Consider the following 25,979-nt stretch of genomic DNA (forward strand, 5'->3'; position numbering starts at 1 on the left):
CAACTTCACAATGAAAACCGCCCAAAAACAGCCGTTTTTGCATAATTTCGCATTGGTGTTTCCTCAGGATTGGGAGTATAATGGGTCCGTTGGTCTATTAGAAACGAATTTTTGGGGGATATGCAGACAGATTGATGGGGGTGGGGAAAGTCGGATGGAGTTTTACTACTACGGCATTGGATTTATCGCAGCATGCGTATTAGCCGTCATCCTGACGCCTGCAGTTAAAAGGTTTGCCTTCTTTGTCGGAGCGGTCGATAAGCCGAACCAGCGCAAAGTACATACGCGCATCATGCCGCGTCTTGGCGGACTAGCCGTATTTTTGGCATTCGTAGGAGCTTTTTTCGTCATCGCGCCGATGACGGATGATTTAAACTGGAGAGTCTCATCCGCTCTGCTGATCGGTGGGTCGATGATCGTGCTGGTCGGAGCGCTTGACGATAGATTCGATTTGTCGCCGAAGACGAAGCTGCTGGTCGAGATTCTTGCCGCGCTTGTCATCGTGTTTTATGGAGATATTCAGATCGATTTGGTCAACTTGCCGTTTGGCACCGAATTTGAAACCAAATGGTTAAGTGCGCCGCTTACGATTTTCTGGATCGTTGGCGTTACGAATGCGGTCAATCTGATCGACGGATTGGACGGCCTGGCGGCCGGCGTGTCCGGAATCGCGAATGCCACCATGCTCGTTATGGCGATTATGATGGGCAACGTAACGGTCATTTTGTTTAGCGCTTTGCTGCTGGGAAGCATCATCGGGTTTTTGTTCTACAACTTCCACCCGGCCAAAATCTTTATGGGCGATTCGGGGGCGCTGTTCCTCGGATTTTGCTTGGCCACACTTTCGGTGCTCGGGTTTAAACAGGCGACGCTCGTCTCGTTTATCGTGCCGATACTGATCTTGGGCGTGCCGCTGTCGGATACGTTTTTCGCCATTGTGCGCCGGAAGGTGAACAAGCTGCCGATTTCGGTTGCAGACAAAAACCATTTACACCACTGCTTGCTGCAAATGGGCTTCGGCCATCGCAAGACGGTGCTCGTGATTTATGGAATCTCGATCTTCTTCGGCTTGTGTGCCGTTCTGATGTCGCAGACGTCGCAGTGGGTCGCGCTCGTTTTTGTCGCAGTCATTCTATTCGTTCTGCAGCTTGGGGCCGAGGCGATCGGCATCGTCAGCAAGGGCAAGCGTCCTGTACTGAATTTGTTTCTGCGGGCGCGTTCGAAGAACGTGACGAAGTAGCATATAGAGAAGATAAGCAAGAAATCCCAGGGGCTGAAAAGTCTGGGATTTTTTTGTTGCCCTCTTTTTGCACATGCTCTAAAATTTCGGCTCGTTTCGACCGATAACAAAACTATTGGAAACTTTTCATGCGGGTCGGACGTCTAATGCTGTTGGAAAACCGCACATATAGAGGAAGGAGTAGGAAGGAACTGATAGTAGGCGACAGGCAATTACCCAAACCCGCGCATTATGCACTTATTCGTTTTATAAGGAGGAACCGGCTTTGAGAAAGTCCTATCGAAAATGGATGAGCATCGTTCTTATCCTGACTATGATGATGAGCCTGCTTCCGGCCATGTCCGCGGTTGCGGCTACGGCAAGGATTAGCATCACTCAGCCAAGCTACGTAACTGACACCCAGCCGGATGTGAATGCAGCTGGCGTACCGCGTATTACATCGCTGCCGTATACGGTTCGCGCCACAATTGAGAATATAAGTGATTCTCAAATTGCAGAGATTTACTATGAAGTGACCAATATGACGACGACCAAGACCCCGATTGTCGAGAAGGCCAATAAGGCCCAGAAGACCAGTCAATTCGATATTGTATTTAATAATGTTCAGCTTACAGAGGGGTTAAACCGGATTGTCGTTAAGCTGGGTACCTCCAGTGTTATTACGTCAGCTCCGGCTTGGGTGTACTTTACTCCGACTACAGCGCTATCGACGATTAATGTAAACGGCGTTCCTTTCGAGGACGGAAAAATATACCCGGATAATCCAACGCAATCGACGATGATTAACATTTCCGGCAGCGCTCCTAACGCATCAGAAGTGCGGGCTTACCTGGAAGGTGACGCTCAGCCGAAAAATGCATTTATCAATAATGGGGATTTCTTTTTTCTTGCCGATGATATCAACAAACCGCAGTCTACGGCCAGCATGAAGCTTCGGCCAGGCGACAATCCGATGACGATTATGGCGGTTAACAGCACGAAGACGTATCAGACGAGCAAGAATCTGATCTATGACAATGGCAAGCCCTTCGCTTTTAATGCAAAGATCAAAGAAACGGCAAACGGATTAGAGAAGGAATTGATCAAAAGCCCGACGGTCTCATCCAATAACGTGACGATCTCCGCGCTGTTGAAGAATGATCTAACGACTGCCGGTACGCTCCAATATAATTTTGTGGAGGTTCTGGTTGGGGGGCAGAAGTTTGGCCCTTACAACCTTTCGGGAGCTCAAGTTGCACCAAAGGCAACGGGTATTTCTCCAACCATTATTGCGAATTCACATAGTGCGACACATATTATTGTTACTGGTGAAGAACTTAGCATGAGTAACAAGCTGCATCTTACAGATAAAGCTGGAGTAGCTGTTGGAACGGGGATATCCCCTGTTCACGTTAATGCCACAAAGACAGCGGCGGTTTACCCCTTGGCGGCAGACACGTTAAAACAGGCTAATAGCCCGTATTATGCAATTGTTAAAGATGGGACCACGGAACTGAGTGCACAGCCGTTCACGATTACAGTCTCGAATGCTACGGCACTGCCGGTAATTACTGGGGCGACGAATATTACTAGCGATGTAACTATTGCTCCTCCTAAATTAGGTAAGGCTGGAGACGATTTGACTCAAACGGCCAGATCCATTACTTTGAATAGCCCAGTGAACGCAAATGAACTAACGCTGGCGGTAACGGATCTGAAAGGGCAGCCGGTTGGAACGGCTGCAGCGAATTTAGTTGGCGGTAATTATGATTTCACGATTCCGGCTATTCAGACCGAAGGGCTGTACAAATTTAAAGTTATTTTTAATGGTTCTGTTCTTACCGAGCGTACCTTTATTATCGATAAGAAAGACCCGACTGACCCGTCGATTTCGATGACTGGACAAACCGGAATCGCACAAAGCTCCTCTCCTACCACTCTGTATTTTACGGGTACGGATTTGGGGACGATTCCAGGCGACTATACTGCTGCGAGACTGATCAATCAGGATCCGGCCAAATCGACCCATGTTATCACTGCTAATATCAGTGAAGTTCGCGACAACGCGATATTGGTCAACATCCCAAATCAAAGTGCACTTATACCAGGCGATAGCTATAAGCTAGAAATTACAAAACAACTAAGATATCCGGATGGAACGACGGCAGGCGCACCTTCTAAAACCTATACGTTTGGTACCTCTGTTGGCAATTCTGTCTATGCCCAGTTGGCAGTTCCAACGGCGACTATTTCCAGCGTTACGATTCCGCAAGTTCGGCCTACAGAATTGAGTACCATGACCATTACCGCAGCAGGTACAGGGCTTTCAACAGGCTTGTCGGCTACGGTAACGAACGAAGATGGAACTATGGCTAGAAATGCAAAGCTGGTTTCTGTAGCACCGACATCAGACTCAGCAACTTTCGACTTTTCGACGATTCCGACACTTCCAGCGGGGAACTACTTCTTCCGTATTGCACATAGTGGAGTGCTGATCGGGCAATACCCGTTTAGTGTAGTAGATCCATATCCAGGCGGATTTGTGGAGATGAAAGACGGTTCCAATGAAATTCTCGTTTCAGGGACGAATTTCGGGGCGAATTCTCCTTCTTTGAGAACGGCTTATCAATTGCGTTATACCCCTACGGACAATCCAGATCAATATACGAATATAGCCGCAGATCGGATTGAAGCTGGAAGAAAAATTTATTTCAAGAAGCCGGGCACACTGTCGGGCGGAAGCTATACGATCGAACTGCTATATAACGGACAGCCTGTAGGTAATCCATTTAGTTATACGAATAGCGGTGCGGCCTCTAAGCTGAGCGAAAACTCTTCCTGGTCGAGACCCGGACGCTACAAAGTTTACGATTTTTCCGCCGACTTAACGATCCCTTCGGATCGGAACCAAGTCGTTCAATTCCGATTCTACAATATGTCGGACGATGATGTGCCTGCTACAAGTTTTAACTTTAGCTATGTTGACCCTAATTTGCCATACGTAGAGTATGTAGAAAGTAACAACGTCCGTTTATCCGATGCTAGTACGAACACTTTATCTGAGCTGCCTGCAGTAATAAAAATATATGCCAACAAGCTTACACAGGGTATGAACGTATATGTCGGCGAATATTTGGCGAGTTCTACACCTAGCGACACGTTGACGGGAGACACTTCGGGAGCCGTGTATAATGTATTCACGCTTACGCTTCCTGAAACCACACCTAACGGATCGCGAAAAATTACGCTTGTACCTAAGACTACGGCAACCAATGACAAAAACGGAGAGAATTTGTCCGGACGTAAAAGCTACGACTTTATCGTTACGAACACGCCATACATTATTTTGAACAACGTCTATAATGGAATGGTCGTTAAAAATCCAGGGACGGATATAACTTGTAGCCGGGGTGGAGGCTGTGTATCCGGTCGGATTGTTAATATACCGATTCCAGACGGAACAAGCAACAAGGTTGAGATTTATGTAAATGAAGCAATAAACACGACAGCTATCTTTGACGGTAACACGTTTACTTTTATGCTCGGTGCTCTAAATGAGGGCCGTAACAAAATCAAATTCAATATCATTATCAATTCCGTACTCGTGGCAACTAGTGAGTATGAAATATTCCAGTTCAGCACAGATGCGCCGGAGTTCCTTTCGATAAAACCGATTGAAACTGGCGATGTTAAGAAGTTTGTGCCTGGAACTACTCCGGAATTGTTTGCGACAAGCGAATCGTTTGTATCGTTCTCCGGTCAGTTTGCCAATGGATCGGATATTCGGATAACGACCCGTACCATCGATGAAAATAACCTGTCGGTTGTTAAGTTCGACCGTCGTTTTGGGGCAGGTTTTGGAACAGCGGAGCCGGCTGCTAATAACCCTAACTACTTCCGGTCAATCAATGGGGCTGTCGGTCAGTTTGAGTCGAACCTGATTCCGCTGGCACCTAAAGGCCAGACGGTGTTCGAATTTTCCGTCACTAACGCTTCGGGAGTCACGGTCACCCGTACAATTACGATCGTCCGCGAACCGCTGCCATACGTGATCAAATCGCCAGTCCTAACCAAAAATACAAATGGCGAAGATCAGGCAACGATCAACAGCAACTATTTGGAGATTGAGCTGGAAGCGGAAGGGGCTACTTCTGTCGTATTCGGCAAAGAAGCTGCGGTCGAACGTGAAGTCAACGACAACGGTATTAAGAAGAAGCGTTATTATTATGAAGTAAAAGATCTGAAGTCCGGTAAAAATTCGATTAAATTTACCGTTAACCGCGGTAAAGACAAAATCAATGGCAGCTTTGTTTTGTATAACGTCAATACGACCGTCGACGGGGCCCAATTCAAAACGGCTTTGAAACCGACGATGACTGCCTTTAACGGCGAGGTCACGCTGAAGTTCCCGAGAGGAACCAACTTCATGCGTAACGACGAGAATGCCGTTAACAAATATTTAACGTCTGATCGTAAAATATTGTTCGGCATCGCCAACAGCTTCGATGGCCGTGTAGACAAGTATAAACACCCGGCTCCGTATGACAACCAGTATTCCAATCCGAATCCGATGATCTCCGGCTTGGGCAAACTGATGTTGACCGAGCCGACGGCGCGTTTCCGTCCTGCCGGTAATCTGATCTGGATTGACGCCGGTACGATTAAAGAAACGGAAACCGATATGGTCAAAGCGCTGAGCGGCAGCGGCCGTTTGCCGTACGATCAGGAAGAGTTCTATGTAAGAAACGGTAAAGACCAAGTGATACCGACCCAACGAGGAACGCTTACCCTTAAGTATGATCCGGCGATTCGCGATGATGCCTGGAAGTATTTGACTGTATATCACTTCGATATTTATGAAGATTACACAGGTATTGTTCAATGGCGTTGGAAAAACATCGGCGGGGTAGTAGATGCGGCTAAAAACACCATCACCGTTCCGGTAGACACGTTCGGGTATTATCAGGTTATGTATATGGAACACAGCTTTGACGACGTTACCGGGCATCCGTGGGCGCGCAACGAGCTGGATACGTTGTATGCCAGAGGAGTCATGTCGAATCAGGAGAGCTCCAATTTCGTTCCGAACGCTCCGATCACTCGCGGCGAATTCGCTACGATGCTGGTGAAGATCTTTGATATTCCGCTTCAATACTCGGATGTTCCTACGTTTACAGACGTCACCCGAGTCAACCTGTTGACGCGTCTGTACGACTACAAGTATATCGAGACGGCTGCTAAAGCTGGTATCGTCCGTGGTGCCGCTCAAGGCCGGTTTATGCCTGACAACGCGATCTCGCGCCAGGATGCCGCTGTTATGATTGCCCGTGCGGCCAATCTGAAGCTGCCTTCGGAAGCCGATCAAAACAAGCTGATTGCCAGCTTGCGCAAGGCTTTTACAGATGCGGACAATATTGATGTATACGCGAGGACCGCAGTAGAAGCTGTTGAGAAGGCTGGTTTTATCGAAGGAAAAGAGAACGTACTGCTGCAAGGACAAAAGAAAGCGACCGTACGTTTCGATCCGCTTGAAACCTTTACGCGTGCGGAAGCTTCCGTAGTTGCGATGCGCGTTATGCGCAGCCAAGGCAAAGTGCCGAAATAAGCTGTTTAAACAAGCTGTTGGATGTTAAATCCTCAGCTTGTTTTTTTTTTGAACGATTGGAGGTTACATGGAAAATACTTAGTAATGACGGATGTGATAGATGCAGGTATACTTAGTTTCGTAGCCGACACGATATACCCCAAGACATACGCTACGACGGATAATCCGAAGTTGGTGATGAACGGAACACATAAGAAAAATTATTTTTCAAAACGTCGCAACTTTTACCGAAACGCTGCGTTTATATAGGTGGAACATGAAACACAGCGGCACAAACCTGAACGCAGTGGGACATTTTCTCAAATTATGCTTTACGGTAATGATGCACCATTGTATAATGTTAAAGTGGTGTCTACATTTCTAGCTATCTATTTCGACAGTTTACTAGTTTCTGCGACAGAAGTTGCAGAGTCCCAATAGGAAGTAGTGCTCGACTCTGGGAAGGGGGTGAATCGGCCGATGAGTAATAAGAGCTTACAAATTAAATTAAACTCTCAAACATCGAATGTAAATCGAGGAGGAGAAAAAAAGGTTATGAAGAAAAGTTTGTCTGTACTCGTAGCAACAGCTATGGTGTCGTCCATGTTCGCTTCGGTTGCATTTGCAGCTGAGCTGACGACTCAAGAAAAATTGGATGCTTTGATCGCTGCTGGCATCTTTGATAAAGACGGTACTGGTCAAGGTTCCGAATTGGAAGCTAACATGTCCCGTGAGCAACTCGCTAAAATCGTTGCTTTGCTGAAAAAACTGGAAGTTCAATCCGGTACTAGCTACACTGACGTAGCTGCTGACCGCTGGTCTGCTGGATTCATCCAAGCCGTTTCCAAAGTTAAGCCAATGATCATGGACGGAGTAGCAGATGGCGTATTTGATCCGTCTGGCGACGTTACTCTTGAGCAACTGGCTACTGTAGCTGTTCGCGCTTTGGGCCTGACAGTTAAAACTGACGCTGAAGTAAAAGGTGAAGTATCCGACTGGGCTAAAGGTTATGTAGCAACTGCAGTTGCTAACGGCTTGCTCCCTGACGCTGCTAACACTGACTTCACGAAGCCAGCGATCCGCGCTCAATTGGTAGAAGCTACTTACGCAGCTAAAGAAGTTTTGGCTGAGCAAGAGAAGCCTGCTAAAGTTTCTGTTAAAGAAGCTAAAGCAGTAGGTGTTCAAAAAGTCGAAGTAACTTTGGATCGAGATGTAGATACATCTAAAGCAAAGCTTACTCTTAAAAGAGGTTCGACGGAACTTGCGACTGATGTTAAATGGGCTGACGATAAGAAGTCTGCAGTTCTTACGTTGAAAGATGGCAAACTTATTGAAGCAAATTACAGCGTAACGATCTCTAACTTGGGCGAGGGTGAAATCGATAAAGCAACTGCTGAATTCAGCGCTCAAAAAGAAGTTGTAAAATCGATTGATTTCGTCAACTCTAATGATACGATTGCTCAGTCTAAAAAGGCTCGGGTTCAGATTGTAGCAAAGAACCAATATGATGAAGCTGTGTCTTTGTCTGCCGGATCTTTTACAGCTAACACCCCAGGTTTTACTAGCAACTTGACTAAAGATGGTGACTATCTTGTCTTGACAATCGATACATTGAGAACTTCTCCGAATGAAACGATTCCAGGGCAAACTATTATTCCTGTGTATATTACAGAGAATGAAAGTCGCGTCATGACAAGCAAAAACTTCAAACTTGGAACTAAGCCGTTTGTTACAAAAATTGAGCTTCAAGATGTCAAATATGGATCTGGCAAAACTTCTTTGTCTTCTAAAGGTGACACAGCTATTATTCCTTTGACTCAATACGATCAATTTGGAAATCCAGTTGCATACGATGACACTGATGCTATTGTTAACATTTATACTAACGTCAACCCGTACAACGAAGATATTAAAGCTGAGTATGGCGATTATGATAACAATAACTTTGGAGAAATTCGTGTATCCCTTCAAGAACGCATTGATAAGAGTGGAGACTATACTGTAAATGTTTACGCAGGTGGATCTTCGGCTACTGCTACAGTTAAAGTAAGCTCTGCAAAAGTTGCAAATAAAGTCGAGTTTGGTGATTACAACGATGTACTGGCAGAGCGTGATACTGACAAGTATATCCCTGTGATTGCTTATGATGAGCAAGGGAATAAACTTTCCTTGGATGATCTAGTTGACTCTGTTAACCTCGATCGTATTCGCATTGGCGGCTCTGGTGTTGCATACGCTCCGAAGTTGGTCAAATCGGGCGAGCATAAGGGTAAAGTTCACGTTACAAGAGTAAATGCAACTGAGCATTCTGTTGCTGTCTTGACTCTGTCTATTACAGAGCCGGGCGTGAATGATTACAAAACCAAGCAATTCCAAATTGGTAAAGTTCGTTACCCAGATCGTCTCAAAGTGACAGGTGAACCTGCTAAGAAGATCTTTAACGATGGTACTGCCGCTGTTACTTCGGATGTTACTGTAAAGGTTTATGACCAATACGAACAAGAATTGAAAGAAATTAAACCGGTTGACCCTACTGCATCTACTTTGGATCGTTCGGTCAGAGAAAACAATAAAACTGTAGAATATGCAGTATATGTTTACACGCAAGCGGATGTTGGAACAAGTAACCTGAGTGTAACGGCTAGGTCTACGAATGCTTCGGCGCCAACATTTGTACCTTCTGGAACTTACTATACTGCAGATGTTCTCTCGACATTTAATGACGGGCATAAGTTTAATTCTGCAGCTGGCGCTGTTACAGGCAAGATGCTGTACGGAGCAAAAATTGTTAAGAGAGAAGTCGGAACAACTGATTGGGTAGATGCTACAAGCCCAACAACTAGATCAATTCAAGCTATTACAGATAGCGCAGAATTGATGTACAGCATCACTAGTGTATCTTCACTCTTTGCGGCTCAAGACAGCAAATTGCTGACTGATGCTCAAAAAGATCCTGCCACAAGCAAGTTGGCTAAGAAGATCACTGTTTCTGCTAAAGACGGTGCGGGAGATACTGTTGCAATTTCGACTAACCGTGTAATGAGCGTGACAGGTTCTACTTATGATGTTGTGGTAACAAAAGAAAGTGGCGGAAATGCTTACATTCTTGGTAACAAGAAAGGTAACGCAACCGTAACTGTTAACTTCAGGGATATTAAAGGAATCGCGAAATCTGCAACTTTGAATGTGGAAGTTAAAGATGATGCAGTTTCAGTTGCAAGTATGTCGGCTAACACGAACTTTAAGTCATCGACTGTTACTCATAATTTCCTTCGCGATTACATGGCTTTGAAGCCTAAGGATAACTATGGTAACGAGTATACTTCACAGGCTGAAATTACAGCATATGATAATCTGTTAGGTGTCAGATATATTATTGAGGATGCTGTAAATGCTGCAGGTGACACAGTTGCAGTAGTTTACAACTCGACTACTGGTGAAGTTTCTAACTTGAATAACGCTGTACAGTTTACTGTTAAAGCGACTGCAGGTAGCGGAGTAAGCAAATCCACTCACGTTGACTTGCGCTAATAGGAAGTAACAAAAAGAGACCCTTCAGGGTCTCTTTTTGTTGTTAAGAAATCTATAAGGCTGAAAGATTGCGGAACGTTTCTCGAGAGGCAAGGAACATAAGTAAGGAAAGATGGGGCTAGAACCTTTAATTAACATCGAATTTATTCGGAGATAAAATTATTCAAAAGAAAAATGAAATTAAACCGCGAGAGATTGGATAGAAAGGGGGGGCATGGGTCCTCACTTAAAGTATTTTGAACAAATCCGAAACAAAACTAGAAATACTTCGTCTATTAATGTAAGAGAATTAAAGGAGGCTTTATATGGCACATTCAATAAAATTTAAGCGACTGGCTATGCACTCTGTACTTGCATTAACTCTAATTACTGGAGCGGCCCCTATTTATACATACGCTGAAGGTGCAACATCAGAAGCACATGGGACTTTCGATATTCCTTCAATCGGATCGGTTAAGATTAATGACAGCAGCTATTTTGAGTTAACAAATGTAAGACTAACTTCAGGTTCGGATCAAAATCTTGTTTCTTTCACTGTTAAAGCGGTAAATGGTGGAGCTAGTGATATTCAGTTTATTGATTATTGGATTCGTGTACAATCATCCACGGGTGCAAAATTTACAGTAAATGTTGTGCCGCAAGATAAGGATAAAAACATCATCCCGGCAGGGGGCTCACAAGAGATTCAATTTTCCACTCAGGTGACTCCTTCTCTTAACTTATCTGATCTCACATTTACCGTTATAAAATGGGATTTTTCTGCTGCAGATTATCAAAGGACTTTAGGGATGTTGACTGTTCCTAGCGATTACAGCACTGTAACCCCCGCCAATTCTAAAGCAAATATTAAAATCTCAAAGACATCTTTTCAGGCATTTGTAAAAAAAGCGACAATCAGTAGTAATGAAGAGAATTACTTACCGACATTGCTTCTAGAGTTACAAAACAAAGACACGAGAAGCTTAAAGCTTCCAGCTGTGAAGTTTATGATTCGAACGGCTGACGGATTGCTTTATCCTTTACAGGCAAATGGTGTGAATGAAAATACAACGATTGATCCACTTATGAAAAAGGAAATTGCATTAAGTGGCAAGTTGCCTAGATCTATATCTAATGATGGATGGGAATTGGTTATAACTGAACCAACTGATACAGGTAGTAGTAATAGCTCAAATGTAGTCGTGGGGGAGTTTTCAATTCCGAAAGCGACTGATGAGCAATTGTCTACAGAGAAAGAACAGTCTTTTTCGAACTCTGATGGGTCCTATATTGCTAAACTTGAAGCAATTCAGAGAGTGCCGTGGGAAGACGATGATTTGGTTATAGCCTCACTGCTGCTTCAAAGTAAGGAAAATAAATCATTACCACTACCGAATCTTACAGGATATATCCAATTGGATAATTCCGTTAAAGTTGATGTAAAAGTTATTCAAACGGATAATATAATTGGATTACAGCCAAACAGCGAAGTAAGTATCCAGCTAATTGGTTCAATTCCTTATACCTATGATTTCTCAACACTGTCCATACATTTACAAGAGAAAGTTGGAGGGTCCGATAGTTCAGGAAAAACGAATGATACATTAAATGATCTTGTCCAGTTCAAATTGGATTCTAAATTAGACAGTGTTCCATTAGTTAATGCTAATGAGCACTATAAAATTGGCGGGATCGGAAGAAGCGGGGATTATACTGTACATGCATTTCATAATTTCAAAGGCAAGAGTTCAGATATAATCACTGCCCAAGTTGAGGTTGAAAATCTTGAAAAACGGGCGAATGATTTATCTAAGCTTGTCGGGCATTTTAAAGGATCGGACGGAACTGTTTATCCAGCAACACTATCTGAGATTAAAACTAAGATTGGGCCTTCTGGTAAAGCCTTATTGTTCGTCTGGGCAAGCGTAGCTAAAAATAAAGGTGAAGACGTTACTCAACTGTTACTTGGAGAAGGAATAACAGAAGGTAAATATACAAAGTTAGATGGCAAGCCTGATGCATACGTCAGTGCTGTTTCATTTTTCCTTCCCCAAGAGAACACAAGTGTTCAAAATTCTTTGAAAGAAATCGATATTTTCCCTTATACACTAAATCTAAAACGTGTTGGTACGCCTGTTGAAGATAATTTGTTGAAATTAAAAATTGAATATGAACTGGAAAAGAATATGCAATACGAAGTCGACACTTCAGATTATAAGCTTATTATGGAAATTGTTGATGCTGATGATAAAGCAACAGTTGAATGGGCATTAGATATTGAGAAAACTAAAGACGGTACGATCGACCCGAAAAGCACATTACAACTAGGTTCAAACAAGATAGAGCTTATTAATAACGACAAAGAATTTATTTATAAAGTGTCTTATCTGAAGAAAATGAATCTTAACATTTACCAGCAATTCCAAGGTCAGAAGAAATTAATTGCAAGTAAAGGTCTTGACTGGTTTGTCTACTCTGAATAACCCCCAATCCTTTCGACTTCCCCCAGTCGAAAGGATTCTTTTTTCTAACGTCGAATCTAAATAAAGTCAGGAGGCGATCAACTCAATGGTATTGAAGAAAAAACTTCTACTAACAGGACTTATTGGAATAGGCGTGCTAACTGGAGTATACATAGGGCAAGCTGCCATTATATCGAAGGCGGATGGGGCGATGCAGCCGGGGAGTGCGGAAGATCCGTTGGTCACGAAGAGCTACTTGGATGAACAACTTAAGAAAATAATGGGCGGCCAGTGGACGGGATCGGCGGGTACGGGGAACAGCGGACAAACGGGCGGACAGCAGGGAAATACCGGTTCGACGATTTCGGAAGCGCGTATTCTAGAATTGATTGCGGCGGAGATTAATAAAGTGAAGCAGGAACTGCAAACCGGATCAAATTCAACCGGCGGTACGACGGTGCAGCCGCCTGCCTCTACAGGGGCCGCTCCCACCCTTGAAGTCATTAAGCTGGGGGCTGGTCAAGTGCTCTATGCGGGAGCCGGAACGGAAGTGATTGTCCGTACAGGCAAAACGATTGCGGTAAGCACCGATGACGGTATTCCCGATGTAACATCGGGTAAGGATATACCTGCCGGAACTGCAATTGACAACAATCATCTGCTTATTTTCCCTCGGGAGGGGCGCGGTATTAAGCCTGATCCCAAAAACAAGGACGAGATCTACGTTATGGTACGGGGAAGCTATATTTTGCTAAAAGAGGATGGAACGAAATCCGCTCCATAATTTTGCCCCTTTTAGCAGTAATCGATACGGGTGAACGTTTGAAGCGGGGTCATACTACAGGTATACCAGTCAAGGGAGGTTTACCATATGGCCAGCAATCGTAAAATCGTACCGGAATGTCACCAAGCCATCGATCAGATGAAATACGAAATCGCCGCCGAACTGGGCTTGCCTGTCGGTCAACATGCAGCACAAATGGGGAACGTGGAATTTGCAACTGAACTGGGTACGATTTCCGCCGGTTCGATCAAGGAAGATTACTGGGGACATATTGCATCACGCGATACCGGAGCTGTCGGCGGAGCGATCACCAGACGCCTTGTCCAGCAGGCGGAACAGACCCTTTTCGGACTCCAATAAACTCTCCGAGTATTGCAATATTTTTACTATATTCGTTTATTGACAGAGCCGGGCAAATCCAGTAACATCAATAACTGAAGGTCTTGCGAAGCAACCTTTTCCTAGTGGAAAAGGTTCCTTTTTTGCTATAGCGGAGATGTGGCTCGCTATTCCCGAGTTTCGTACTTAGAGTAACCAACTATGACTGATGCTACACACCTGCAGCAGTCAAGTAATTATTAGATGCAGGAGGCACACGATATGACTTTGAGAAACGGTCGGCGCTTGTTCACTTCGGAATCGGTGACGGAAGGTCATCCGGATAAAATTTGCGACCAAATTTCTGACGCAGTCTTGGATGCGTTTTTGGCCAATGACCCTAATGCGCGCGTAGCATGCGAAGTATCGGTAGCAACAGGCTTGGTTCTCGTTATTGGCGAGATCAGCAGCTCTGCGGATTACGTGGATATTTCGGCGATTGCTCGCAATACGATTAAAGAGATCGGTTATACCCGTGCGAAGTACGGTTTTGACGCTACCACTTGCGCTGTATTGACTTCGCTTAACGAACAATCCGCCGACATTGCCATGGGCGTTGACAAAGCGCTCGAGGCCAAAGAAGGCACGATGACGGACGAGCAGATCGAAGCTCTTGGCGCCGGCGACCAAGGATTGATGTTTGGTTTTGCGGTTAACGAAACGCCTGAGCTGATGCCGCTGCCGATCGCTTTGGCTCACCGCTTGTCTCGCCGCCTGTCTGAAGTTCGTAAGAACGGCACGCTTCCTTACCTGCGTCCGGACGGCAAAACACAAGTTACGGTTGAATACGAAGGCGACAAGCCGGTTCGGGTTGACGCAATTGTCGTATCGACTCAGCACGCAGAAGAAATAACGCTTGAGCAAATTCAAAGCGATATTAAAGAGCATGTAATCAAACCGGTCGTTCCTGCAGAATGGCTGGATGAGCATACAAACTACTTCATCAATCCGACAGGCCGTTTCGTTATTGGCGGTCCTCAAGGCGATGCAGGTTTGACAGGCCGTAAAATTATCGTGGATACGTACGGCGGATATGCCCGTCATGGCGGCGGCGCTTTCTCCGGTAAGGATCCGACGAAGGTTGACCGTTCCGCAGCTTATGCCGCTCGTTACGTTGCCAAAAACATCGTAGCAGCAGGCTTGGCGGAAAAAGTTGAAATTCAGCTCGCTTACGCTATCGGCGTAGCCCGCCCGGTATCCATTGCCGTGGATACGTTCGGAACAGGCAAAGTCAGCGAAGAGAAGCTGGTTGAAGTGATCCGCAATAACTTCGACCTTCGCCCGGCCGGCATCATCAAAGAACTTGATCTTCGCCGCCCGATTTACCGTCAGACAGCCGCTTACGGACATTTTGGCCGTATGGACCTGGATGTACCTTGGGAGCGCACAGACAAGGCGGACAAGCTGAAACAAGACGCTTACGCGTAAGGATTAGCATACGCAATACGAATAGTCACAAAAACCACCCCGCAACGGGTGGTTTTTTGGTATGGAAGCGTAAACCTAATTCGATCGTCCGCTCCCTCCAAATCTCCACCTCAACAACTTCTGTCGCCTTTGTAGGCATATCTCCCAAATCCACTAGAATATCTTCCAAAAAATTCATAGAATTGCTCGCAAAATACCCCATAAATCGTTCTATAGGCCCGAATGGTATAGGAGATTCGGGTAGGTTCGACAGTCTCTCTAGTTCGATCTCTCTAAAAACATCGCGATCCGTCCGGTCCTACGTAACTTTTTGGGGAAAAACGGAGTCTATATTGTTATGCAACAATTATGGAGAGAGATAGAGAGATTCGGAGAGGAGATTCAAATTGCTAGAGCTCAAGGACAACAGGCAGAAGAAAAGCAGAAGATTCAAAGGTTGGACGGCACTTGTGCTGGCCGCTACGATAGCGGTGCACCCGTTGTTTACCCCTCCTACCCTTCAGGCCGCATCGGCCGCTGATTCCCAAGTCACGATTGTTACGCAAGACCCGCTTACGTATGGCGCTATTTTGCGAAAATATGTCTGGAGTTTTGATAGAGCCAAAAAGCCGGTAACGGTGAAAGCGAATGTCGTAGAAGTAGATTTGCAAAATCCGTACGTCAAGCTCGACACGATCGTCGGTACGGGAGGGAAATATACCAAAAAACAAAGCGTGCGGAAAATGGCCAACGAGACGGAAGCTACGGCGGCGGTGAACGGCGATTTCTTCAATATGCAGGCGGACGGGGTGCCGATGGGGCCGCAGATCATGGATGGCAAGCTGCAGTCGACGACCATTGACATGCCGGGCTGGTACTCGTTTGCGCTCACGAAAGAAAATAAACCGGTTATCGATCTTTTTGCTTTCCAAGGGAAAATGATAGCGAGAGACGGCGCTTCCTATCCGCTTGGCGGAATAAACAAGACCTATTATTGGTATGAAGATGACGGCATTCATCAGGAAGGCGTACACAGCCTGATTGACGGACTTTATATGTATACGAGCTCCTGGGGAGACGTCAACCGCTCTAACGACGGGACGACGGTACCGACCGAAGTGCTGGTGCGCAACGGCAGAGTTGTAGAGATTAAGCCAACCGGTATTTTGGACATGATGCCTCCCGAGGACGGATATATTCTCCGAGCATCAGGCAAAGCCGACGAATTCGTCCGTCAGCATCTGAAGGTCGGGGACCCCATCGTGGCCGATTACAAGATGTTCGCGCAGGACCCGAGCAATTCGTATGATGTCGGCGGGTTTAAAACGATGATCGGCGGACATACCATATTGGTGGATCAGGGCCAGCCGACCACTTTTTCCCGGGGCGGGGTATCGGAAAATGCCAACAGAGCGCGGACAGCGATCGGTTACTCCAAGGACGAACGCTACGCTTACCTGATCACTTTAGATGAAAGCAGTTCTAGCGCAGGAGCGACATTGGCCGAATTGCAGCAGCTGATGATCAAAATCGGCGTGTGGAAAGGGATGAACCTGGACGGCGGCGGTTCGACCCAATTGGTAACTCGAAAGCTTGGCGATTTTCATACGACGCTGTTAACCGAAGTCGGATACGAGCGGCCTGTCGTCAACGGAATCGGTGTTTATTCGTTGTCACCTGAAGGGGAAGCTAAAGGCATGAGCCTTCAAGGCCCGACAGCTTTGTTTATCGGGCAAAAAGCAACGTACGGCATCGAGAAAGCGTACGATGTGTTTTACAACCCGCTGGACCCCGAACGGTTATCGCCGATATGGACGGCGTCGCAGCCGATCGGGACGTTTGAGGGAAGCACATTTACAGCCAAGGCAACCGGCAAAGCTACGCTGACCGCCAAAGTGGGACAAGCCGCGGAGAGTCTGGATATCGAGGTAATTGGCGGCGAAGATATTGCCAGCTTGAAAATCGACGCCTCTTCCACGGCGCTGCTGCGGAACTCGATCTATAAAATGACGGTGAAAGCGACCTCCAAATCCGGCAAAACCGGCAGTGTTCCGGCCGACGCGCTCCAATGGGAGTTTATCGGGTTCAAAGGACGGATGGAAGGGGACCGGCTGACTGTAGACAGTATCGATCCTAACGTGAAGGAAGGCCGGATGATCGCCCGGTATGACGGATTTTCCGCCATGCTGACCCTTCCGATCGCGGACCAGCGGATCGTGGAATCGTTTGAAGGTGCTACGCCGATTTCCTTTTCTTCGACGGAAGGCGTAACCGGTACTGTATACAAGGTGACCGAAGGCGCAGGAGCGTCTGCCAACAAGGTGCTCGCCCTCCAATACGATTTTACCCAAGGGACGAAAACGACAGTCGCTTACGCTACCTTCATGGGCGGTCTGAAGATTGAAGGAAGTCCGGAGTCGCTCAGCCTGAAAGTAAAGGGTGATAATAGCCGCAACTGGATTCGTGCGGAAATTCAGGATAGCTCCGGCGGCCTGCCCAAGCTGATCAGCTTGACGGAGAATACCGACTTCTCGGACTGGAAAGTCGTTAGCGCGGATCTGAAAAAACATAATCTGACGTATCCGATCACCGTGAACAGGATCTATGTGGCCAATCCGGAAAACGGGCATAGCGGGCGCGGGTTGAAAGGGCAAATCTTGTTCGACGACTTCACGTTTCATTATTCCAACCAGACCGAGCCATCGAAAAACACGGTGAAGCTGACGATCGACCAGAAGTCGTTGACGGTGAACGGAGCCGGGATTCAATTGGATCAAGCACCTGTCATTGTCGAAGGAAATACGCTCGTACCGGTCCGCTTTGTAGTGGAAGCGATGGGAGGAAAATTGACCTGGGTCGACGAGGAGCGTAAAGTAGTGATTATGAAAGACAACCATCTGATCGAGTTATGGCTGGATAAGAAAGACCTCATTGCCGATGGCGAGCGAATTACGGCGGAAGTGCCGCCGGTCTTGATGACGGAGCGGACGATGGTGCCTCTGCGCATTATCGCCGAGAATATGGGATGGAAAGTGACATGGGACGAGATGACTCGTTCGGTTACGCTGCAATAAAAGGCTTTTGTTAGGAAATGATCTGATCGATTCATTCGTACTTGAGCGGTAGCCTGGAAGCCGCCTTCGCTTTAGCTGATTGGCGGAGGCGGGCTTTCCAAAGCCTAATAATCATCTCGCGCAGCCTGTCCATCGGATGGAAAAAAGCCCGATTTCGCTATGGCTCGCAAGGGCAAGGTAAACCTCCTGTACCGTTAAATTAGGGCCAATTATCCACTCCAAACCGGTCGAAATATGGTAGTATAGGATTCAGGGTCAAAAAATGGGTAAAGGGGCACGGGTTAGCTTGCAATTCGACGCGATCGACAAAGTCATTAAAAATGCGATTGGTGTCATGGAATCAAGCAAATATCAAATGTTTGAGATTTGCGAAAGCGCCCGTAACGAGTGGGAGGCGCTAAACAAGGAACTGCACCAGGTGATGGAAGAAGTCTCTCACACCATTGACCAAGTGGACAAGCTCGAAGTGGAATATAAACGTTCCCGCATCCGTCTTACGGAAGTGAGCCGGGATTTCCACCGTTTCAAGGAGGAAGACATTCGGGTTGCTTATGAGGCAGCCACGCAGATGCAGCTCCAGCTTATTATGGCCCGGGAAAAAGAGCATCACTTGAGAGCGAGAAGAGATGAGCTACAAAAACGGATCCGAAATTCCGATAAAACTATAGAACGCGCCGAAGCGCTTGTCAGTCAAATGAACGTCGTGCTCCAGTATTTGTCAGGTGATTTGAATCAGGTGACCCGTATCCTCGAATCGGCCAAAAACCGGCAGCTGCTAGGCCTGAAAATAATCCTCGCCCAAGAGGAGGAGCGCAAGCGGATCGCCCGGGAAATTCATGACGGACCTGCGCAAGCGATGGCCCATATGGTGCTTCGTTCCGAAATTGCAGAACGTATGATCGACCGCGAGGAATATGGCTCGGTGAAGGACGAGCTCAAGGATCTGAAGGGAGCCGTACGGCTCGGCCTGGAGGAAGTGCGCAAAATCATTTTTAACCTGCGGCCTATGGCGCTTGACGATTTGGGGCTCATTCCAACGCTTCGCAAATATATTCAGGATTTCGAGGATCGCACCTATATTCATGTCCGCTTCGATGTGGCCGGGGTGGAGACGAGACTTCCCTCCGCGATGGAAGTGGCTGTATTCCGTTTAATCCAGGAAGCATTGGCTAATGTGTGGAAGCACTCCAAGGCGACCCGGGTGAATGTGGAAATTACATATCAAAGGCAAATGGTGAAAGTAGTCGTAAAAGATAACGGAATCGGGTTTGCGCTCGATAAGCTGGAAGTAAAGATCGTGAAAGGCAGCTCGCATTTCGGTATTATGGGGATGCGGGAGCGGGTCGAGCTTCTGGAAGGACGGATGGATATCGAATCCGAGCCGGGGGCCGGCGCGAAGCTCACGATGATCATTCCGATCGGTTTAGAGCAAAGAGAGGAGTAAGCGGTATGGAATTGAAACGTAACGTACAGATCGTCATCGCCGACGATCATCAACTGCTGCGGGAAGGCGTCAAACGCATCTTAAATATGGAGAAAGATTTTGAAGTAGTCGGTGAATGCGGCGACGGGATTCAAGTCGTGGAGCTGTGCAATTCGCTGCGTCCCGATGTGGTCTTGATGGACATCAATATGCCGATTGAGAACGGCGTCGTCGCGACGGAGAGGCTGAAAGAGTTTTTCCCGGAAATCAAGGTCGTTATCTTGTCGATCCATGACGATGAAAGCTACGTATTTGAGACGCTTCGCAAAGGGGCGTCCGGTTATCTGCTTAAAGACATGGAGGCTGAATCGCTGATCAATGCGATCCGGTCGGTTGTAGCAGGTCATGCGTACATACATCCGAAGGTAACGGGCAAGCTGATCAACCAGCTTCGGAGAATGACTTATCTCGATCCGGCCGGCGTAGGCGGCGGAGATCAGAGTCCGAAGGAAGCCGGAGTCAAATATATTCATCAGCCGAATAGCCCGCTTACTCGCCGCGAAGCCGAAGTTCTGCGTTTGCTGGCGGAAGGTAAAAGCAACAAATCGATCGGCGAAATGTTGTTCATTAGCGAGAAGACGGTTAAAAATCACGTGAGCAGCATTCTGCAAAAAATGGAAGTGGAAGACCGGACCCAAGCGGTTATTATTGCAATCAAAAACGGGTGGGTTACCCTTTAAAACGAATCAGGCGCGGAGGAACCATGGACATCATAGTGGCATATAATGGCTGTAAGGGAGGGAGCCGCTATGATTGTCGGGTTGCTGTCGATTTTCGGGGCGTACGGTTTGGCAATCGCCATGGTTCATCTGAGTCGTGCCTGGTTTCGATCGGAACGTCGGAAACCGATTCATTACGTACTTCTTACCAGAAACAATGCGATGCATATCGAATGGTATCTACGGACGCTGTTGTTCGTATCCAAAATGAAAGCCAGGGACATTCATGTCGTGGTGATGGATGAACGATCCGAAGACGACACCTTGGCCATAGCGGAACGGCTCGCCGTATCCCGGCCGAATCAGTTGGAGATTATGGAATGGGGCGGCGACGCTCAGCTCGACGAATGGATCGCCCGTTATGAGAGCGAAGAAGTGGTGCTCGTGCGGCTTAGCAATACGAAGGAGCTTCAACATATTCCGTTATATCAATAGTTAACCGCTTACAGGCGGTATGGAGGGGCATGGGTGAAGGTTCGATTGTATGGGGCCTCCGTCGGTCCGGGGCTGGAATGGCGAATATCGCTTGAATGGAATACGGATTGTACCTACTGGTTCGAACAGTATGGCGGGAAAGTATCCCTCCACCTGTTGGAACCAGTTTTGTCTTTAGGGGAGGCGTGGGCGCTGCTGAGAGAGCTGGACCGCACGGACAGTCTGCAAAGCTCGATGCAGCGAATAGCCGCAACGTGCAGAGCGTATGGGTTTCAGGCGGGTGAGCTGCGTATTCGTACGATATCGTTTGATGCGTACCGGGCAAGCCGGGTGGAGCGACCTGAACTGGACACGGACGAGTTAGTAAGGATGGAAGGGTTATTGGCGGGGCGTTGTTTCTCTAAAGAGGAGCTACTCCGTTTTCTGGACCATCACGGGCTTCAAGCGGCTATATCGCAGTGGACGAGCTATGTGCAGGCTGCATACTTGAGAGGACGGCTGAAACTGACCGGGGGCGTAGAGCGGGAGAGACGGCGGCGGTTTCCCTGGTCCAAGCCGGAGCTGCATTACCGCTGCTGCCGATGCGGGACAGGTAAGGAGAAGATGTATCCGGCGGACTGTATCCATTGCAGCGGTCCGTGCGTGTACTGCGAGGAATGCTTGACGATGGGCCGGATGCAGACGTGCTCGTTGCTGTTGTATGGCTTGTCTGCTGATAGAGAGGATAAAAGGGGCTCCTGGGAGGGACAGGCAGATAGGGACAGTACGATCGCAAAATGGGGTCTCAGTCCGGCACAGACTGAAGCGGCACGGCAGGGTCTGGCGTTTTTGGCCGGGGGTAACAGGATGGAGCCCGGCCGTTTCCTGATCTGGGCGGTGACCGGAGCGGGGAAGACCGAGATGATCTTCCCGTTTATCGACTACGAGCTGCACAGGGGGAGGAAGGTGCTGATCGCCACACCCCGGCGCGACGTCGTGCTGGAGCTCCAGCCAAGGCTGAAGCGGGCGTTTCCGGACCGGTCTGTCGTGACATGAAACTGAGACGATATAAGGAGCAGAAGGAAATAATTGGCGTAGAGATAACACAGTACACCAAGCAACAACCCCCGAAAACCCATAGAAGCTTCGATCTGAATATTACTAATTAAAATCAACGCGTTCCCATGCAATGTGATTAGTAAATGATAAATGTGCATAAAAAAATTAATTAAATTCAAATTCTTTGATGTAAAACGGTAATGATCGACCCTTACCTGCACCTTTACCTGTTTTTGCTTCACACTCAATTACTATGCGCTTAAACAGGATCTGCATAAGTTCACGCCTATCTGCATCATTCATCGAACTCCAAAGTTCCGGAAGCTCCAATGCTCTCTGTAGTATCACGTGATCGGTTCCTGCGGCAGAAGCCCTTAACTCATCGATTCTCTCCTTGGCATTCCTTTCTCGATCATCTTCTTCTTTCTTGCGCTCCCTCAAATCCTCGGCACTCATTAGGTCCTCTGCAAACATGTACTGCCATTTTTTGCGCCTTTCGTTAATGGAGCGAAGCTCCTTCTGCAGGCGATCTAACTCATTATCTGAATCACGCGGTTCATGGTTATCTTCGAAATTGCTCATCTCCTGATGATCTACCCTTATTTTTTCGATTTGGTCCATGATTAGCTTTTCAGCTATTTCCTGGCGTAATAAAGGAAGCTCACACCCCGATCGCATGGAGCGATTGGAGCAAATATAGTTGTAATGCGGTTCAAGCTTTGTTCCGTCTTTTCGCTTGTTTGTGTATGGTCGACCAATAAGGGTAGCTCCACACCGGGCGCATCGTAGAACTCCCGTAAATCGATATTCACGCTTTTTCGCGTGTCCAAAGAACTCTTTTCGCTTCATACGGTCTGTATGCTCGACATATTCCTCCCAACTAAAAATAGTCGGGAACCCAGTATCTGCCCAAATGACATCAACTTGATTTTCTTTCTTTCGGTTTGCGTATTTTCCGTTTTTCTTTTTACTGCCATAACGCACCTTGCCGGCGTAAAAGGGGTTGTCCAGGACATACCACACCGTATATGATGACCAGTTTTGCCTACGGCGAGCAGGTCGTAGAAGCTTCAATCCGTTTACTTTTAGTTTCCGGCGTTTCCGATTCTCGATCGATTTTTTACGACGACGTCCACGAAACTTAGACGTCCACCGCTTAAGTCCACGATCATTAAGTATTCGGGATGTACTGCCGAATCCTTCGTCACTCATATATATGCGTCGTAATTCTCGGAGAATCGCGTATTCTTCGGGCACTATGTGCATAGTCTCGCCGTCCCACATATATCCGAATGGAACTGGACCTCCGTGCCACTTTCCTTCGCGAACGAGCCCTTCCATTCCGAATCGGACGCGTTCTGACAGGTTTTCGCGCTCCCATTGAGCTAGTGCTGCGACAATTGTGATGAATAACTTGCCCATGGCCGTTGTAGTGTCGTATACCTCCGTTACTGATTTAAAGCTAAGACCACACTTTTCGAATGTTTGGAGAAGCTCGTACAGGTCTTTTACAGACCGAGTAAGGCGATCCAATCTGTAAACCAATAAAACGTCATATCGGCCATCCTGGGCGTCTGAGAGTAGTCGTTTAACTTCTGGTCGGTTTAAGTCTTTCGCTGACTTTCCTTCCTCAACGTAAGTTTCAATAAGTTCCCAACCTTGTGACTTGCAAAAGTTGATCAAACTGTCTCGTTGAGCTTCCAAAGAGTATCCCTCTTTGACTTGTTCATCGGTAGATACGCGAATATATCCAGCAACCTTCATAAGTGAAATCACCTCAATACTTGATGACGTTCATTTTCAATTTACCGATTATCTTTACTTCTGTAGGTGGCGCGAAGATCGGCGGGTAGTTCGGATTCTCGGATTGTAGAAGCAATTGATTGCCGTTTCGATATACTCGCTTCAACACTGCTTCATCATTTATGAGCACAGCCGCGATCTCGCCATTTTCCACTTCTGGTTGCTTTCTAATCAGAAGCAGGTCACCTTCATAAATCCGTGCTCCAGTCATGCTATCGCCTTTAGCCCGCAAATATATATGATCACCTCCGGATAGCCATTCTTTTGGTGTAGGCTCGTATGCCTCAATATCATCAATGGCGAGAGATCCATTGCCGCAAGATATTTTGCCTATAACGGGGACGTATGAAAAGGAATCTGCCTGAACTCGAGGCAAATCAACTTCCATACCGTCATCGATCAGAAAATCTAAGCTGCAACCAAAGAAATTAGCAAGTTTAAAGAGAGTTGAACGCTTGGTATTCTCAGTCCCTTTCTTATACATACCGTCGATTGTGGTGTAAGGGATGTCAGCTTTTTTAGAAAGTTCCAACTTACTACTTATACCTTCTCTTCTCATCAACATATCAATTTTCTGTAGCATATCCACTTTTTAATTACCTCCGTCACATTCCTTTGTATTTCATTGTATACGAAATAAATTTCCTTTGCAACGTAAATTCGAACGAAACGTGTGTTGACAAATTACGTCACGGGGTTTACCATTGGAATTAATTACCCCACAACGTAAATGAAGGGATGGTGATTACCCTGTTTCCGAATCTTCGCGCTGAGATGGCAAGAAAGGGCATCAGCAGTAAGCAGTTGGCATCTGGTATTGGCATAACCTCCCGCTCCTTGATCAACAAGATGAGCGGGAGGACGGAATTTACAAGGGCTGAAATGTTGAAAGTGCGCAATCAATTTTTTCCTTCCACAGACGCTTCCTACTTGTTCAGTTTTAATGACGAACAAACAATCGCCTGAAGGGTGCAGGTGAAAAAAAGGAGGGCTTGCAGATGCCGAAAAATCATCCGTCGCCAGAAGCAATGAAAAATTTGTACAAATTCATCAACCGGGTTTTGCCGAAGTATGCTGATAAGATTTTGGAAGCGCGAGCACAAAGGGAGGAAGCACAAGGCAATGAGCAAAAATTGGCCTGACGGGTTTCCGTATTGAAAACGAGGTGAAACTCATTCAAATGTCCTTCCTAACCCCGAGATACAAGTCGGATTTCTGCAATGAATGCCGCAAGCAAGTACTGCTTCGGTATAAGACGCACAATTCCAAGCAAATCATTTGCATCTGTTCGGAATGCGGCGCTAAGTACGATCTGATATTTAGTGCCGCGGTGCTGAAACAATTCAAGCCTCGGGGGTAACACCCCACTATTTTTTGCCCGGAATCTATGAAACTTTGAATATTGATGAGGGAAGGTGAGCGGGCTTGAATCAACAGTGCCCACGCTGCAAGAACAGCGAGATCGGCTCGGAGGATCGGTTTTGCAAGATTTGCGGGCTTGAAATTCAAGGAATAGAAAAAACCGCCAATGAAGTGGCGGAAGGATGTGAAAAATGAAGAAAAGCAGTGATAGGGTTCCGACGTGGTGCTGGTTCATAACATGGGGGTTGATGGTGGCTGCATTGGTAAAGTCGTTCATGGAATGATTCAAAAGAAAAACGACTTTGTGAATGCGGCTACCGCGATAGCAGTTGTAATGGCATATCTTATCAATTCATTTCTTTTTGTTTTAGATAATTTCCGCTCAGACTCTAAAAAAGTTTTCCCTTCAATAGTGATTTCGAGTGGGGTATCAGGATCGATAAGACTACTATCTGATAAACCCTTTAATAATGCATGATCTGAATTAATTCGGATATACCCTTTTTTTCGAAGGTAACCGACATGTTCTGCGAGAGAAAACCAATCACCGTTAACTATTGCACTCAGCTGACTCAAGCTCAGATTTGTTCTGCTCGAGTAGATTTTTAACACGGTAATAGATAATTCATTCATAGAACCGCCTCCTTTCTGGTCGGTTGGTGAGTCTGGACAACTACCATTCTAGCAGAAGGGCGGGGAGGAAAACACTGGATAAAAGGAG

16 protein-coding genes are annotated in these 25,979 nt (G+C 46.7%); 13 read left to right on the forward strand and 3 right to left on the reverse strand.

All coding sequences use genetic code 11. The features are described from left to right. Nucleotides 1-154 precede the first annotated feature (154 nt). The 12 genes from PV433_RS09295 (at nt 155) to PV433_RS09350 (ending at nt 22,090) form a co-directional block, all read left to right on the forward strand. The gene (locus PV433_RS09295; protein ID WP_332071873.1) at nt 155-1,240 is read left to right on the forward strand and encodes an MraY family glycosyltransferase; all 1,086 of its coding nucleotides are present in this window, start codon (nt 155-157) and stop codon (nt 1,238-1,240) included. A gap of 265 nt (nt 1,241-1,505) precedes the next feature. Further along, nucleotides 1,506-6,824, forward strand: coding sequence for an S-layer homology domain-containing protein (locus tag PV433_RS09300; protein WP_332071874.1), 5,319 nt, complete (start codon nt 1,506-1,508; stop codon nt 6,822-6,824). Nucleotides 6,825-7,283: 459 nt separating this feature from the next. Further along, complete coding sequence (locus PV433_RS09305) at nt 7,284-10,334, forward strand: S-layer homology domain-containing protein (protein WP_332071875.1); 3,051 nt, start codon at nt 7,284-7,286, stop codon at nt 10,332-10,334. A 305-nt stretch (nt 10,335-10,639) separates the two neighbouring features. Then, nucleotides 10,640-12,796, forward strand: coding sequence for a hypothetical protein (locus PV433_RS09310; RefSeq protein ID WP_332071876.1), 2,157 nt, complete (start codon nt 10,640-10,642; stop codon nt 12,794-12,796). An 85-nt stretch (nt 12,797-12,881) separates the two neighbouring features. Further along, the gene (locus PV433_RS09315; protein WP_332071877.1) at nt 12,882-13,559 is read left to right on the forward strand and encodes a hypothetical protein; all 678 of its coding nucleotides are present in this window, start codon (nt 12,882-12,884) and stop codon (nt 13,557-13,559) included. Between the two features lie 87 nt (nt 13,560-13,646). Next, nucleotides 13,647-13,919 (forward strand): alpha/beta-type small acid-soluble spore protein, encoded by a 273-nt coding sequence (locus tag PV433_RS09320; protein WP_332071878.1) that lies wholly within the window; start codon nt 13,647-13,649, stop codon nt 13,917-13,919. Between the two features lie 240 nt (nt 13,920-14,159). Continuing rightward, a complete protein-coding gene (gene metK / locus PV433_RS09325) occupies nt 14,160-15,365 on the forward strand; it encodes a methionine adenosyltransferase (RefSeq protein ID WP_332071879.1) in 1,206 nt (401 codons plus the stop codon). Between the two features lie 386 nt (nt 15,366-15,751). After that, nucleotides 15,752-18,418, forward strand: coding sequence for a stalk domain-containing protein (locus tag PV433_RS09330; RefSeq protein WP_332071880.1), 2,667 nt, complete (start codon nt 15,752-15,754; stop codon nt 18,416-18,418). 262 nt (nt 18,419-18,680) lie between these two features. After that, a complete protein-coding gene (locus PV433_RS09335) occupies nt 18,681-19,862 on the forward strand; it encodes a sensor histidine kinase (RefSeq protein WP_332071881.1) in 1,182 nt (393 codons plus the stop codon). 5 nt (nt 19,863-19,867) lie between these two features. Further along, nucleotides 19,868-20,581, forward strand: coding sequence for a response regulator transcription factor (locus tag PV433_RS09340; protein ID WP_332071882.1), 714 nt, complete (start codon nt 19,868-19,870; stop codon nt 20,579-20,581). 69 nt (nt 20,582-20,650) lie between these two features. Further along, on the forward strand, nt 20,651-21,055 hold the full coding sequence (locus PV433_RS09345; protein ID WP_332071883.1) for a glycosyltransferase family A protein: 405 nt from the start codon (nt 20,651-20,653) through the stop codon (nt 21,053-21,055). A gap of 33 nt (nt 21,056-21,088) precedes the next feature. Then, complete coding sequence (locus tag PV433_RS09350) at nt 21,089-22,090, forward strand: DEAD/DEAH box helicase family protein (protein ID WP_332071884.1); 1,002 nt, start codon at nt 21,089-21,091, stop codon at nt 22,088-22,090. Nucleotides 22,091-22,258: 168 nt separating this feature from the next. On the opposite strand, the gene PV433_RS09355 is transcribed toward PV433_RS09350, so the two are convergent. Then, complete coding sequence (locus tag PV433_RS09355) at nt 22,259-23,857, reverse strand: recombinase family protein (protein WP_332071885.1); 1,599 nt, start codon at nt 23,855-23,857, stop codon at nt 22,259-22,261. A gap of 13 nt (nt 23,858-23,870) precedes the next feature. Beyond that, complete coding sequence (locus PV433_RS09360; protein ID WP_332071888.1) at nt 23,871-24,479, reverse strand: S24 family peptidase; 609 nt, start codon at nt 24,477-24,479, stop codon at nt 23,871-23,873. 415 nt (nt 24,480-24,894) lie between these two features. On the opposite strand from PV433_RS09360, the gene PV433_RS09365 reads away from it, so the two are divergent. After that, on the forward strand, nt 24,895-25,038 hold the full coding sequence (locus tag PV433_RS09365) for a hypothetical protein (RefSeq protein ID WP_332071886.1): 144 nt from the start codon (nt 24,895-24,897) through the stop codon (nt 25,036-25,038). Between the two features lie 505 nt (nt 25,039-25,543). Here the strand turns inward: PV433_RS09365 and PV433_RS09370 are convergent. Further along, the gene (locus PV433_RS09370; RefSeq protein ID WP_332071887.1) at nt 25,544-25,891 is read right to left on the reverse strand and encodes a hypothetical protein; all 348 of its coding nucleotides are present in this window, start codon (nt 25,889-25,891) and stop codon (nt 25,544-25,546) included. Nucleotides 25,892-25,979: the final 88 nt, after the last annotated feature.

This window comes from Paenibacillus sp. GYB004, assembly GCF_036577605.1.
Classification (GTDB): Bacteria; Bacillota; Bacilli; order Paenibacillales; family NBRC-103111; genus Paenibacillus_AB; species Paenibacillus_AB oceani.

Excerpts from the sequence above, each read along its gene's own strand:
- PV433_RS09295 (WP_332071873.1), top strand. The coding sequence starts at position 155 with ATGGAGTTTTACTACTACGGCATTGGATTTATCGCAGCATGCGTATTA.
- PV433_RS09340 (WP_332071882.1), top strand. The coding sequence starts at position 19,868 with ATGGAATTGAAACGTAACGTACAGATCGTCATCGCCGACGATCATCAA.
- PV433_RS09345 (WP_332071883.1), top strand. The coding sequence starts at position 20,651 with ATGATTGTCGGGTTGCTGTCGATTTTCGGGGCGTACGGTTTGGCAATC.
- PV433_RS09370 (WP_332071887.1), bottom strand. The coding sequence starts at position 25,891 with ATGAATGAATTATCTATTACCGTGTTAAAAATCTACTCGAGCAGAACA.
- PV433_RS09360 (WP_332071888.1), bottom strand. The coding sequence starts at position 24,479 with ATGCTACAGAAAATTGATATGTTGATGAGAAGAGAAGGTATAAGTAGT.
- PV433_RS09335 (WP_332071881.1), top strand. The coding sequence starts at position 18,681 with ATGGGTAAAGGGGCACGGGTTAGCTTGCAATTCGACGCGATCGACAAA.
- PV433_RS09305 (WP_332071875.1), top strand. The coding sequence starts at position 7,284 with ATGAGTAATAAGAGCTTACAAATTAAATTAAACTCTCAAACATCGAAT.
- PV433_RS09365 (WP_332071886.1), top strand. The coding sequence starts at position 24,895 with ATGCCGAAAAATCATCCGTCGCCAGAAGCAATGAAAAATTTGTACAAA.
- PV433_RS09320 (WP_332071878.1), top strand. The coding sequence starts at position 13,647 with ATGGCCAGCAATCGTAAAATCGTACCGGAATGTCACCAAGCCATCGAT.
- PV433_RS09355 (WP_332071885.1), bottom strand. The coding sequence starts at position 23,857 with ATGAAGGTTGCTGGATATATTCGCGTATCTACCGATGAACAAGTCAAA.
- PV433_RS09315 (WP_332071877.1), top strand. The coding sequence starts at position 12,882 with ATGGTATTGAAGAAAAAACTTCTACTAACAGGACTTATTGGAATAGGC.
- PV433_RS09310 (WP_332071876.1), top strand. The coding sequence starts at position 10,640 with ATGGCACATTCAATAAAATTTAAGCGACTGGCTATGCACTCTGTACTT.
- metK (WP_332071879.1), top strand. The coding sequence starts at position 14,160 with ATGACTTTGAGAAACGGTCGGCGCTTGTTCACTTCGGAATCGGTGACG.